This is a genomic window from Bizionia sediminis (assembly GCF_042684585.1).
GTDB classification, from domain to species: Bacteria; Bacteroidota; Bacteroidia; order Flavobacteriales; family Flavobacteriaceae; genus Algorimicrobium; species Algorimicrobium sediminis.
In genome coordinates, this window is the sequence record NZ_JBHULS010000001.1 from 859,967 (window position 1) to 873,910 (window position 13,944).

General features: G+C 37.7%; 12 protein-coding genes. 3 read left to right on the forward strand and 9 right to left on the reverse strand.

What is annotated here, in order from left to right; genetic code table 11:
- Nucleotides 1-18: 18 nt before the first annotated feature.
- Nucleotides 19-1,077, reverse strand: coding sequence for a chorismate synthase (gene aroC, locus ACFSQP_RS03880; RefSeq protein WP_376891928.1), 1,059 nt, complete (start codon nt 1,075-1,077; stop codon nt 19-21).
- Nucleotides 1,078-1,186: 109 nt separating this feature from the next.
- Nucleotides 1,187-4,114, reverse strand: a complete 2,928-nt coding sequence (locus tag ACFSQP_RS03885) for an FAD-binding and (Fe-S)-binding domain-containing protein (RefSeq protein WP_376891930.1) — start codon at nt 4,112-4,114, stop codon at nt 1,187-1,189.
- A 131-nt stretch (nt 4,115-4,245) separates the two neighbouring features.
- On the opposite strand from ACFSQP_RS03885, the gene ACFSQP_RS03890 reads away from it, so the two are divergent.
- The 3 genes from ACFSQP_RS03890 (at nt 4,246) to ACFSQP_RS03900 (ending at nt 6,820) form a co-directional block, all read left to right on the forward strand.
- Nucleotides 4,246-4,737: a hypothetical protein gene (locus ACFSQP_RS03890; protein ID WP_376891931.1), complete on the forward strand. Its 492-nt coding sequence runs from the start codon at nt 4,246-4,248 to the stop codon at nt 4,735-4,737.
- A gap of 122 nt (nt 4,738-4,859) precedes the next feature.
- Entirely contained in the window at nt 4,860-5,741 is an 882-nt protein-coding gene (locus ACFSQP_RS03895) for a sugar phosphate nucleotidyltransferase (protein WP_376891933.1), read from the forward strand.
- The gene (locus ACFSQP_RS03900; RefSeq protein WP_376891935.1) at nt 5,735-6,820 is read left to right on the forward strand and encodes a phosphotransferase enzyme family protein; all 1,086 of its coding nucleotides are present in this window, start codon (nt 5,735-5,737) and stop codon (nt 6,818-6,820) included. Before ACFSQP_RS03895 ends, ACFSQP_RS03900 begins: the two co-directional genes overlap by 7 nt.
- On the opposite strand, the gene ACFSQP_RS03905 is transcribed toward ACFSQP_RS03900, so the two are convergent.
- From ACFSQP_RS03905 to ACFSQP_RS03935, 7 genes are all read right to left on the reverse strand, one after another.
- Nucleotides 6,813-8,219: a Gfo/Idh/MocA family protein gene (locus ACFSQP_RS03905; RefSeq protein ID WP_376891937.1), complete on the reverse strand. Its 1,407-nt coding sequence runs from the start codon at nt 8,217-8,219 to the stop codon at nt 6,813-6,815. The two genes, ACFSQP_RS03900 and ACFSQP_RS03905, sit on opposite strands and share 8 nt — an antisense overlap.
- Nucleotides 8,220-8,359: 140 nt before the next feature.
- Nucleotides 8,360-9,508 carry an N-acetyl-alpha-D-glucosaminyl L-malate synthase BshA gene (gene bshA / locus ACFSQP_RS03910; protein WP_376891938.1) on the reverse strand — a complete coding sequence of 383 codons (1,149 nt, stop codon included), beginning with the start codon at nt 9,506-9,508 and terminating at the stop codon, nt 8,360-8,362.
- 77 nt (nt 9,509-9,585) lie between these two features.
- A complete protein-coding gene (locus ACFSQP_RS03915; RefSeq protein WP_376891939.1) occupies nt 9,586-12,501 on the reverse strand; it encodes a glycoside hydrolase family 3 N-terminal domain-containing protein in 2,916 nt (971 codons plus the stop codon).
- A gap of 232 nt (nt 12,502-12,733) precedes the next feature.
- On the reverse strand, nt 12,734-13,219 hold the full coding sequence (locus tag ACFSQP_RS03920; protein ID WP_376891941.1) for an ABC transporter ATPase: 486 nt from the start codon (nt 13,217-13,219) through the stop codon (nt 12,734-12,736).
- Between the two features lie 124 nt (nt 13,220-13,343).
- On the reverse strand, nt 13,344-13,538 hold the full coding sequence (locus tag ACFSQP_RS03925) for a hypothetical protein (RefSeq protein ID WP_376891943.1): 195 nt from the start codon (nt 13,536-13,538) through the stop codon (nt 13,344-13,346).
- A gap of 11 nt (nt 13,539-13,549) precedes the next feature.
- The gene (locus ACFSQP_RS03930) at nt 13,550-13,732 is read right to left on the reverse strand and encodes a hypothetical protein (RefSeq protein WP_376891945.1); all 183 of its coding nucleotides are present in this window, start codon (nt 13,730-13,732) and stop codon (nt 13,550-13,552) included.
- Nucleotides 13,732-13,944, reverse strand: coding sequence for a hypothetical protein (locus tag ACFSQP_RS03935; RefSeq protein ID WP_376891946.1), 213 nt, complete (start codon nt 13,942-13,944; stop codon nt 13,732-13,734). The genes ACFSQP_RS03930 and ACFSQP_RS03935 overlap by 1 nt, the downstream gene beginning before the upstream one ends.

The following is a 13,944-nucleotide window of genomic DNA, read 5'->3' on the forward strand; positions in this document are numbered from 1 at the left end:
ATATTCGTAGTTAATGTTTTAGTATAATTTATTTAATAAATAGTAATCGGCTAGTACCAAAGCCGCCATAGCCTCTACAATTGGCACGGCACGAGGTACCACACACGGATCATGGCGTCCTTTACCCTGCATGTTTACAAGTTCACCACTGGTATTTAAAGCAGATTGCCTTTGGATAATTGTTGCTACAGGCTTAAAAGCTACTCTAAAATAAATATCCATACCATTGCTTATACCGCCTTGAATACCACCAGATAAGTTTGTTTTTGTAGTGCCATCGGTAGCAAATAAATCGTTGTGGTCAGACCCCATCATTTCTGCGCCACAAAAACCACTGCCGTACTCAAATCCTTTTACGGCGTTTATAGATAGCATGGCTTTTCCTAATTCGGCATGTAATTTATTAAAAACGGGCTCGCCTAAACCAGCGGGAACGTTTTGTAGGACGCAAGTTACTGTACCCCCAATAGTGTTACCTGCTTTTCTAACAGTTTTTATTTTTTCAATCATTTTAGCGGCCACATCAGGATCTGGACACCTTACGGCATTGGATTCTATCTTATTAAAATCTAAAGCCTGATAGGGTTTCTCTAAATATATGGTTCCTACCGAGGAGGTGTAAGCGTGAATTTTTACAGATTTAAGAAGTTGTTTGGCAATGGCTCCAGCTACCACTCGGCAAGCTGTTTCGCGCGCCGAACTCCTGCCACCACCACGATAATCGCGAATGCCATATTTTTTTTGATAGGTGTAATCGGCGTGACTAGGCCTATACACATCCTTTATGTGTGCATAATCTTTTGGTTTTTGATTATTGTTTTTAATGGTAAAACCAATGGGCATGCCTGTGGTTTTACCTTCAAAAATACCCGATAAAAACGTCACTGTGTCTGGTTCTTTTCGCTGGGTTACAATATCCGACTGACCCGGTTTACGCCTAGCCATCTCTGTTTCAATAGCTTTAAAATCGATTTCTAATCCTGGTGGACATCCATCTATTACCCCGCCTATAGCTTCCCCATGCGATTCGCCAAATGTTGTTAGTTTGAAAACATTTCCGAAGGAATTACCTGCCATAAAATTATTTTTACGCTAAAGTACTTGTATTATTACAGAAACAAAAATGGATTTATAAGAAGCTGACATATTTACGCCATATTTTATGCGCTTTACATTATTGCAAGGCCTACAACAAAGCATTTTTTAATATGGTAACAGGATGCAATGCGACTTTAGCCGTACCATCCAAAATTTGCTGCCGGCAACTGGTACCGTTAGCCGCTATGCAAACAGATGGTGCTGCTTTATTAATGGCAGGGAATAAGGTTTGCTCGGCTATTTGCATACTTATGTCGTAATGTTCTTTTTCGTAGCCGAAACTACCCGCCATGCCGCAACATCCACTAGGAATTATGGTAACTTTATAATTTTTAGGTAGGTTTAATACATCAAAACTTGCTTTCTGATTTTCCAAGGCTTTTTGGTGGCAATGCCCATGAAATTTAATAATTTTTGAAGCGCTGGTAAATTGATTAGCGGTAATATGCCCTAAGGTGATTTCTTGTTGCAAAAACGACTCAATAAGAAAACAATTTTTGGCAAGCGCGCTTGCAGCTTCCTTATTATCGGCCAACTTAATATATTCATCTTTAAAGGTATAAATAGCCGAAGGCTCAATACCCACCAATGGCGTTTCCGCCGATATTACCGATGACAATACATTAACATTGGTGTTTGCTAACTTTTTGGCTTGTTGTAAAAAGCCTTTGGATATGAAACTTCTTCCCGATTCGGCATGTTTTACAAATTTTACGTGATAGTTTAAAGCGGTTAGTAGTTGTATGGCATCCAAACCAATTTGCGTGTCCAGATAATTGGTAAACTCATCTAGAAAAAAATAAACCGTTTTAATGTAGGTAGCTTGTTTCGAGGCCCTTTTTAACTGGTTTAGTTGTTGCTCTAAACTTTTGCTGGCCACAATAGGTAAACTTCTTTTGGAAGCAATTTTGAAACTGAATTTAAGAAACCGGCTGCTTATACTATTGGAAACTAAAAATCGGGTAAAATTAGGAAGATAGCTGCTATACCTGTTTATTTGTGCATTGTAGGCAAACAATTTTGTTCGAAAGCTGCTGCCATGGGCCTTTTTATATTGGTACTCGAACTCGGCTTTTAAACTAGCTACATCTACACTACTGGGACACTCGCTTGCACACGCCTTACAGCTTATACACAAACTAAATACCTCTTTAAGTTCGGTATGATTAAATTTATTCTTTTTTTGCGAATTGGTTAGAAACTCCCGTAAGGCATTTGCCCGTGCTCTTGTAGTATCTTTTTCATTTCTGGTAGCGCGGTAACTAGGGCACATAGTACCACCAAACTCGGGCAATTTTCTGCAATCGCCGGAACCATTACACTTTTCGGCCTCTCTTAAAATTCCTAACGATGCGGAAAAATCCATTAGCGTGTTTATCTCAGGCTCTCTTCTTCCCGGTTCATAGCGCAAATTTATGTCCATGGGAAGCGGGGTTACAATTTTACCCGGATTAAACAAATTATCCGGATCGAAAGCCGCTTTAATTTGTTGTAAAATTTTATAATTAGCAGGGCCAATCATAAACGGAATAAACTCGGCTCGCACAATACCATCGCCGTGTTCACCACTCATAGAACCCCGATATTTTTTTACTAACTGCGCCACACTAGTGGTAATTTGTCTGAACAACACCACATCTGTTTTAGCTTTTAAATTAAGGACAGGGCGTAAATGCAATTCGCCGGCACCAGCATGAGCATAATAAATGGCTTTTTGTTTGTAATGCGCCATTAGTTTGGTGAATTCTGAAATATAATTAGCTAAATCTGGTAAAGCAACGGCGGTATCCTCTATGCAGGCAGCCGATTTTTTGTCGCCAATAAGGTTGCCTAACAAGCCCAATCCAGCTTTACGCAAATTCATAGCCTTGTTAATAGCTTCGCCATACAAAACTACCTGTGCATAACTTAATTGCAAATTTGCAACTGTTCTTTGTAGGTGTTCAACTTGAATTTGTAATTGAGAAAACGAATGGGCACGCAATTCACACATTAAAATAGCTTCGGGGTCGCCCTGAACAAAAGTCCTATTTTCTTGCTGTGTTTTGTTGTGTTTGGTTAAATCTAAAATCGTTTTATCCATCATTTCGCAGGTATGCAAATTATGCGCCATAACCCCTTCAACAGATTGCAAACAACTGTCAATAGCACTAAAATGTAAACACAGTAAAGCCGAATGCTCTGGTGGAAGTACATCTAACTGCAAGGTGATTTCGGTGGTAAATGCCAAAGTTCCTTCGCTTCCTGTTAGTAAATGGCACATATTAAACGGCGTATTTACATTGCTAAATACATTGGTATGTAGAAGCGCATCTAGGGCATAACCAGTATTACGACGGTGTATAGCTGCTTTTGGAAAAGCCTCTAAAATGTCTTGCTGAACAGCTTTAGGAGCCAATTGCTTATAAATTGTATTATAAATTTGTCCCTCCAAATTGTCCAGTTTCGTTTTATTGTGAAACGCCTGCGCCCCCATTTCTGAAAATACAGCTTCGCTCCCATCACTTAAAACTACGTGAAGCTTTTTAACCTTATCCCGTGTAACGCCATATTGTATGGAAGTAGTTCCAGAGGAATTGTTTCCAACCATACCGCCAATGGTACACCTATTAGAAGTTGACGTATTAGGACCAAAAAATAGTCCATAAGGTTTTAAGTAATTGTTCAGTACATCGCGCACAACACCCGGTTGAACAGTTACGGTTTTGGCCGCTTCATTAAAGTGAAGAATGTTATTAAAATACTTGGAAACATCTACCACAATACCTGTTCCCACGCATTGACCTGCTAAAGAAGTACCCGCAGCTCGGGGTATTAATGGTGTTTGATGTTTTTTAGCAAACTGAATAAGTAGTTTAATATCGTTTACATTGTTTGGATAAGCCACAGCTAAAGGTAGGATGCGGTAAACCGACGCATCTGTGGCGTAAATAGATTTCATTAAATCATCAAAGTAAAGCGCGCCTTCTAAACGGCCTTGCAAAGCGTGTAAGTGAGCTGTCAAAAGTTGTATCATTTAAACCTGTTTAAAACTAAAAAGATTTTCTGTATAAACAGCTTTTTAAACCGTATTTTTGGATTCTAAAATCTTTTTGCACACATTGTGCGTAAATAAATTATATACGAATAAAAAAATTATAGAAACTTATGAAAAACACATGTTTGGCTATAATAGCCGGTTTAGGATTTATTGTTAGCGGATTTTCTCAAGAAATTTCTGAAAACGCTATAGGTTTACGATTGGGAGATAGCGATGGATTTGGTGCAGAAATTTCCTATCAGCGCGCTATTGGAGCCAATAACCGTTTGGAATTTGACTTGGGATGGCGCGACGGGAAAAACTTTGATGGTTTTAAATTAGCTGGTTTATATCATTGGGTTTGGAATTTGGATGGCGGTTTTAACTGGTATGCTGGACCTGGTTTGGGATTTGGCTCGTATAGCTTTGATAACTACCGCGGCAACAGCAACAGCGATTCGTTTGTATTTATTGCTGGCGATATTGGTATTGAATATAATTTTGATTTTCCATTGTTGTTGTCATTGGATTTTAGACCTGAATTAGGTTTTGGAAATTCCGACTTTAACAACAACGATTTGGATTTTGACATTGCCCTGGGTATCCGTTACCAATTTTAATTTTGTTAGTACAACAATTCCTTATGGCAACAGCGCCTAATTGGCACTGTTTACGCCAATAAATTATTTTTACTAAAAAGCACATTCATGGTTATTTAAATGTGCTTTTTTACTTTTGCATTATGGCAAAAAAAACACTGGCTATTATGGCCGCAGGCATGGGTACGCGTTTTGGAAGTTTAAAACAATTACACCCCGTTTATAACGCATTTACTTTAATGGATTTTAGCATTTTTGATGCGCTACAGGCCGGCTACAACCATATTGTTTTTATTGTTAGAGATGATATTTTAAACTTATTTAAAGAACGCTATACTAATTGGTTACCGCCAAACGTACGGGTAGATTTTGTTGTTCAAGAAGCGAATTTTCCAGAGGTGCCTCTGCGTAAAAAACCATGGGGAACAGGACATGCCCTTTTAGCCTTAAAAAATTTGATTTTAAATAAGTTTAGCTTAATTAATGCCGATGATTATTATGGGAAGGATGCTTTTAAACGTATGTTTAAGGCATTGTATACCGAAACTAGTAACAACCATTATTTAATAGGCTATCCCTTAAAAAATACTCTATCGGAAAACGGTTCGGTTTCAAGAGGAATCTGTAAAACAGATGCTAACAACAAACTTATTTCTATTGAAGAACACACCCAAATAACGGCATTCAACTTTAATGAAATTGGCAATCCTGAAAAACAAAAACAACATCTTTTAAATCCGGAAAGTTTGGCTTCAATGAACTTTTGGGGTTTTAACCCCTGTGTTTTTGATATTGCCGAACCCTTGTTTGAAGTGTTTAAAAAACAAACAACCAATATAAAGCAAGATGAATTTTATATTACCTACATAATCCAAGCTCTTTTAAACCAATCGGAAACCTCCATAATGGTGTTACCCACAAAAGCCAAATGGTTTGGCGTTACCTATGCCGCCGATGAACCCATTGTGCGAAACCACCTAATACAACAAATAGCCCAAAACCAATATCCAAAAAAGCTATGGTAACAGAAATCGAATTGGAAACTATAGGAAGGGCTTTTGGTATTAAAACACCTTTTAAAAAGCATGAAGCATTAACTTCTGGACATATAAACGACACCTATTTAGTAACACAATGGAACGATGAAAAATATATTGTACAACGGTTAAACCACCTTGTATTCCCAAATATACACGCTGTAATGGCTAATAAAGTTTTAGTAAGTACTCATTTACAAAAACAATATGCGCATGCAGCATCACCGTATCAAGCCGTTTCTTTTTTAAAAACAACACAAAACGCATATGTATATTTTTATAAAAATACATACTGGAATGTCATGCTGTACATACCCAATGCGGTAACTATACAAACAACAAAAAATCCTGATATAACCCAGGAAGCAGGCAAACTTTATGGCGATTTTATTTTTCGAACCAGTGGTATAAAAATCAGTAGCCTTGATGTTACCTTGCCCAAGTTTCATGACGTTTCTTGGCGGTTTACCCAATTTAATACAGCCCTAGAACAGGCTAATAACCAACGGAAAAAACAAGCCCAAGAGACTATAAATTTTGCTCAAACCCATGTGGTTGCCATGCAAAAAATTGAGCAATTACAAGCACATAACAAAATTCCAATACGGATTACTCACAACGACACCAAGCTAACAAATATTTTATTTAATGCCAATTATAAGGGACTAGCAGTTATTGATTTAGATACTGTTATGCCTGGTTCCGTTTTATTTGATTTTGGCGATTCGGTAAGATCTATTTGCGCCACAACCACCGAAGATGACCCCAATGAGGCCGGCACTCATATAAATCTGGAATTATACAGTGCCTTTTGTACCGGTTTTGCAAGTCAAGTAAACACGCTTTTAACACCTACAGAAAAAGCCAATTTAGTTCTGGGTGTACAAACATTAATTTATATCATGGGCTTGCGCTTTGTAACCGATTTTTTGAATAACGATACCTATTACAAAACGCGGTATGAAAACCATAATTTAGACCGTGCCAATAATCAGTTTGCCTTACTAAAATCGGTATTTGCACAAGTAGAAGCTATGGAACGTATTACCCAGAAACATTTTAGATAATATCTCGCAAAACTTCATTTTTCCGGAAAGTTTTCCACGTACCGCCCGTAAAATCTGGTATTTTAACAGGCATACTTTGGTTGGTCACCGATAGTTCGGACAAGGGAGTAATGGCACTCCAAAGAACGCCATCGTATAAATTAATATCCAGTGGTAAACCTAAATTTAAACAACGAATAAGTCGGTATATCATGACAAAATCCATGCCCCCATGGCCCACTGCCTTGGCATCTATTTGTGTGCGTAATTTTTGCCATAACGGATGGTCGTAACGCGTTCTGTATTCGGCATACTCTTTGTCATCCAACCACTTATGATTCCATTGCAGGTCCTCATGATTAATATATAAACGGGACGGATAGCCTTCATGAACAGCTTTCGTACCAGTAACCGTGTTTAAACGGGAATACGGGCGACCTGTATGAGTATCGAACTGAAGCATGATTGTTTTACCATTTTTAGTTTTAATTAACGAGGTATTCATATCGCCGCAAGTAAACTCATGGGTTCTAAAATTTTCTTTTTTTGCTGCCTCGCTTAAACTTTGCTCGCGCGAACTCATACTTACCAAATAATCGTAGGTATCGCCGCGCCCAATGTCCATATAAAAACTCACAGGACCCAAGCCATGCCCCGTGTAAAAATTACCGGTATTTGTTTCATGATGTTTTATACGCCACTGATTTTGATAATACGCCGTGTCCAACATATGCTTACGCAAATCGTGTATATAAGCACCTTCAGCGTGATTTATATCGCCAAAAACCCCTTCGCTAATCATGTTTAATAGCCAAAGTTCTTCGCCGTTAAAACAACAATTTTCCAAATATATACAGTGTTTTTGCGCGCGTTCGGCAACCTCAATTAGTTTCCAACAGTCCGCCAAAGTTAATGCTAAAGGTTGTTCGCAGCCTACGTGCTTACCATGCTCCATACCGTAAACACACATTTCGGTATGGGTATTCCAGGGTGTGGCAATTAATAATAAATCAATATCGTCGCGTTTGGCTAAATCTTTCCAAGCGTTGGGGCTTCCAAAATAAATATCGGCTTCTTTGTTTTGAATGGTTTTTAAGTAACTATTATGCTTATTTACTTTTTCCTCTTTTAAATCGGATAGTGCAACAATTTCGGCAAAATTATTTTGTATTAAATATTCAAACATTTGCAAAAGGACGCCCCCTCTGTTACCCATGCCAATCATTCCAATACGCACTTTTTTTATGGGTTTATCGGCAAAGCCAACCATAGTGCCTTTGGCCCTTTGGGAGCTTAATAAATCATTTACAGCCTGAAGATCAGGATTAGTAGCATTGGCAGAACTGGTCAAAAAATTGGGTGTTAAGCCTAGAAACAAGCCCGCTTTAGTTGTTAGATTTAAAAAGGATTTTCTGTTCATACTAAATTCGCATTTATTGGAACTACAAGGTATTAAATAAGTTTTATTTTGAATTGTTTATGCCCTTATCAAGCAATTTAAAGGTCGTTTAAAACTACAAAAAAGCTTTCATGCTTGCGATGCTTTTAAGCTACAAAAACTTAACAATCCTGACATTGTGTGCTGCTTTTGGCTAATGTTTTGGCGTAAATAGCTTCGTATTGTGGCACAATTTTAGAAATATCGAAATTTAAAGCCTGTTCTCTAGCTTGTTTTTTAAACCTATTTAATGTTTCGTCGTCTTTTAAAATGGCTAATGCGTTTGTGCTCATGGCTTCAATATCTCCTACCGGACTTAAAAAACCAGAAATACCGTGAATGTTTACTTCTGGAATACCGCCAGAATTACTAGAAATAACTGGAACACCTGATGCCATGGCTTCTAAAGCCGCCAAGCCAAAACTTTCGGTTTCAGACGGTAGAATAAATAAATCCGAAAAACATAAAATCCGATCAATTTCATGACTATTACCTAAAAACACCACCTGGTTTTCTATGCCCAGCTTGCTTGCCCATTTTTCGGCTACTTCTTTCTCGGGGCCTTCACCAACCATCATTAATTTAGCAGGAATTTGTTTTTGAATGGCGTAGAAAATTTTCACAACATCGGCAATGCGTTTTACAGGCCTGAAATTACTTATATGTGTAATAATGCGCTCGTTATCCTTGGCCATCATAGCGCGCTGGCAATCGGTAAAATGATTGGTATGTTTACTTATATCGATAAAGTTTGTAACTACCTCGATGTCTTTTTTAATACCAAAAAGACGTAGGGTATCTTGTTTTAAGCTTTTTGAAACGGATGTTACTGCATCCGATTCGTTAATGCTAAATGTAACAGCCGATTTGTAAAACGGGTGACTCCCAACCAAGGTAATATCGGTGCCATGCAAGGTCGTAACAATGGGAATATGAATGTGTTCCACCTCCAACATTTTTTTTGCCATATAAGCCGCGTAGGCATGTGGAATGGCATAATGAACATGCAGTAATTCTATTTTATGCAATTTTACCATGTCCACTAATTTGCTGGACAGGGCCAACTCGTAGGGCTGATAATGAAATAAAGGATACTCCGGTACGGTAACTTCATGAAAATGCACATTACTACCAAGTAAATCTAGCCTTACAGGTTGTTTATACGTAATAAAATGTACTTCATGCCCGCGTTTTGATAACTCGATACCCAGTTCTGTTGCCACAACGCCACTACCCCCAAAGGTAGGGTAACATACAATGCCTATTTTCATTTTTCTTATTTTTAATTACAATTATCAACCGGTTATCAGGCTTATTTGTGTTCTGTTTTATTCCCAATTAAGCAGTACTATTTGTCGGTAATAGCCTCGTAAATGAGTTGTTGAATATCGGTTCGTATATTTTCTTTTAACAGCTTATTCGACTCGGAGTTTGGGTAGGTTCGGTTAGCTAAAAACACATACACAATTTCTTCCTCTGGATCTGCCCAAGCGTAGGTTCCTGTAAATCCAGAGTGACCAAAACTGGACATCGATACACAACCACAAGTGGGTCCAGACTCGGACAACTGTGGCTTATCGAATCCAACGCCACGCCTTACGTCCTGTTCGCAATAAAAACAAGTGTTAAACTTATCTAGGGTTTCTGGTTTAAAATAGCGTTTACCACCATAAAATCCTTTTTGTAAATATGTTTGCATAATTTTTGCTACATCGTTAGCATTGCTAAACACTCCTGCATGCCCACCAACACCACCTTGCATGGCAGCACCCATATCGTGCACATAACCTTGAATTTTTTGATATCTGAAATACCTATCCTCTTCAGATGGCACGATGTTTTTGTCGCTAAACTTTTTATTTGGATTGTAGGTGGTGTAATTGGCTCCCAACGATTCGTAAAAATGGGTTTGTACCAATTCATCCAGTCCCTTTTGGTAATGCCTTTCTAGATAGGTTTTTAGTATGTAGTAAGGCATATCGCTATACCTGTAACGCAGGGTTTTTAACAGGTCGCTTTCTTTAATAATTTTTTGCATACTATCCGCGTAGTCCGCACGCATATATATTTCATTAGCCACTTTAATTGTAAACTTGCCACCAAATTGTTTTTGGTAATATTTTGGGTTTGGCTGCTTCAAATCGGTTAAAGTTTCCAAATAAAAAGGAATCCATGGTTTTAATCGGGCATAATGCGATAACATTTCTTTTACCGTTATGTGCTTTTTGTTAGAATTAGCATATTCCGGTAACAGTTTGGCTAATTTTGTATCCAAACTAACTACGCCTTGTTCCTCCAGCTCCATTAGCAATGGTAATGTTGCAATAATTTTTGTTAAAGACGCTACATCATATAAATCGTTAAATTTTACGGGCTCCAACTCTTGATATGTATGATAGCCAAAATTTTTATTGTAAACTACTTTTCCTTTACGAGCTACCAATATTTGCATACCGGGGGTCATTTTTTCGTTTACAGCTCGTTGTGCAAGTGCATCAATTTTATTTAATTTAGCGGTGCTCATACCCACACGTTCTGGAGTTGCATACCCCAAACGCGACAAACTTGTAAAGCTTTTGCCATGCCCAGCCTCATAGCCATTACCCACAGATACGGGCAAGCCACCTTGGGCTTGAATGGCACCAAAAATAACTTGTGCCGAAGCATCTTGAGCCAAAGGACTATTTTGATAACTAACCACGACACCTTCCATATTTTCAAAAGTTTTTACATCCAGTAAGGCATACGGGCGTACAAAAATATCTAAAATTACAGTATTGGTACGGGCTATTTCATAAAGCCAAACCAATTCTTCGTCGGTAAAATCGGCAGATTTCCAGGGGTTGTCATTGGACCTATGAAAGCCGATAATTACGGTGTTGTACGCTTTTAATTTTTCGATAACTTCATCCAGCGTATTCCCGGTAATTTGATGTACTTTGGCATACTTTTGAAGTCCTTTTAAAAACGGACTACCGTCGTCGTCACCTAATTTTACATAGGCTATTTTTTTATTTTCTAGCTGCCTAATGGGTAAAATAGCCCCTTCATTTTTCACAACTGTTATGGCATTTTCTATCAGTTTTTCATAAAGCGCATTGTCTATAGGTCTGTTTAAATCTTCTAACAAGTTTTCGGTTTCTATGGACTTAAATGACTGTAAGCCCACCTTATACTTTGCTTTTAAAATCTTTTTTACCGAATGGGCCAAGCGCTGCTCCGAAACAATACCCTCGGTATACGCTTCTTTTATTTTTGCTGTAGCTTTAGGCACATCTTCTGATATTAACAAAATATCGTTACCTGCTAAAAACGCAGCCAAATCAATATCGCCGGGAGCACTAAAATTGGCCACACCTTTCATATTTAAGGCATCGGTAAAAACAAGTCCTTTAAAACCCAGTTGCTCCTGCAAAATATCGGTAACAATAGTTTTTGATAACGAAGAAGGCAAACCCATTTCTGGTTCTAAAGCGGGCACGTTTAAATGTGCCACCATAACGCTGGAAACGCCTTCTTTTATGAGGTATTTATAAGGATATATTTCAATAGAGTCTATGCGTTTTTTACTAAAATCGATTGTTGGTAAAACCTTATGTGAGTCTGAATCTGTATCGCCATGACCTGGAAAGTGTTTAGCACTGGACAAAATTCCGGCTCGGTGCATCCCTTTCATAAATGCAGTGGCTTTTTTAGTAACATTTTCGCGGTTTTCGCCAAAGGACCGGTTTCCAATAATGGGATTTTTTGGATTGGTATTAATATCTACATCTGGTGCAAAATTGAAATGCACCCCTAATCGCTTGCAATGTTCGCCAATATGATAGCCAACCTGCTCCACCAAATTATTGTCTGCAATGGCACCTAAAGTCATATTCCATGGAAAGGCGTAAGTAGAATCTAAACGCATACTTAAACCCCATTCTGCGTCCATACCAATTAATAAAGGTACTTTTGCTGCCGCCTGTAAGTGGTTATTAAATACTGCCTGACTAACAGGGTCGCCTTTTGAAAAAATAATGCCGCCCACATGGTGGTTTGCTACCATTTCTGTAATACTACTTTCATGCGGCTCTCCTTTGTTAGAAAATGCCTGAACCATAAATAGCTGTCCAATTTTTTCGTCCAAGGACATGCCGTTATAAATACTGTCTACCCATTTTTGTTGCGCTTCGAAATCTGAAGTCGCAAGTGGGCTGCTTATTTGAGCCTGCACAAAATTGAAACAAGAGATAAAGTAAACGAAAAAAAACAGTACGCGCATGTGTTGTGTGTTGTAATTAAAGGTGGCTAATAAGGCTTGCCAAATTAGCTATTTTTAAGTTAAGAAGCATAAAATTTAAGATAGTTTTATAAGGAATTATAAAGAATCAAATTCAGCCGCTTTACATAGGTTTCATATTATTAAACTAAAAATACGGGCGCTTTAATGGTGAACTAAAAAAAGGCATATACTCCAACGAAGCATATGCCTTTTTATTACCATTTTGCAACCATTATTTAATAAATCGTGCATGCCAACTTTCGCTGGCAGGGACTTCCCAAAATTCGTTGAATTCGGCAATATTATGTACTAAATTATTAAACACAATTGTATTTTTAGATACCGCACGATCTTTAGCCATTTGTTTAAAATCGGTCAAAGATTTATACGCAACAAAATCGCCTTGTTTATAGGATACATTCATTTTATCCATTAAATCCACATCGTATGCGTTTTCTAATTCTTGTATAAAATTAACAGAAGCATCAATGGAGCAACCTGTAGCCTTATTAACATTTTGGTTTAACGCCAGTACAATAAACCGTTTATATTTTATGGTATAGCCAGCTTGTAAATCGCTACCATGCGCGGTCCAGTTTCCAATAAAGGTGTCCAGTCTTTCTTTTATTTCAGCTAGCTCCTCATCGGTAAATGTTCTGTTTGCTTGATAAATCCAAACGCGAGAATCTTCTGGTAATGTATTAAAATCTACTAACATTTTTAATTTTTTTAAAGTTACTGAAAACTATTATTATGCCTATAATGGTGCCGAAACCAAAGAAATAGAACAAAAATTGGAATATATTAAACGAAGTTTCTTCAGAAGCGGTTTTCATAGGTGGTTACCTTTTAGCTACCTTATTCTTTGAAGCAATAGCTATAAAAACCCCCATAACTAGGGCTTGAAAAACATACAACTCTGTTTGCAGGTCGTTTCCTTGAAAATAGTCCCAAGCTAATAGCGCCAAACCGTTAATAGCACCTGCAAAAATGCCATATAAGGAGCGCTTTTTCCAAGAATTTTTATTTATTTCCATGATTACCTAATTTATTTTTTTCTTCTTCGGAATAACACGTAGTCGAAAACCAATAAACCACCGGCAAAAAATATAAATTGAAATACGTACTTCTCTATGCCGCCTATACTATTGGTATAATAATCGTGAGCAAGCACAAAGCCCATAAAGGCAATAGCTGCGATAATTGCTGATATAATGTGAAATTTTGTCACTATTTACCGCGTTTTTTTTCTTCTTTTTTAACTTTCCTGTACGCCATATAACCATTAAACAAACCAAATAATACAAAATGTGCTGCAAATTTTATAATTGAAAACGGCCGTCCCATATAATAATCGAACGTTGCCATAACAAGGGCAAACATAACGCCAGAAATAAGGCCTAATTTGATATAGGATTTATTTTTTTCTATAAACTGCTTCAT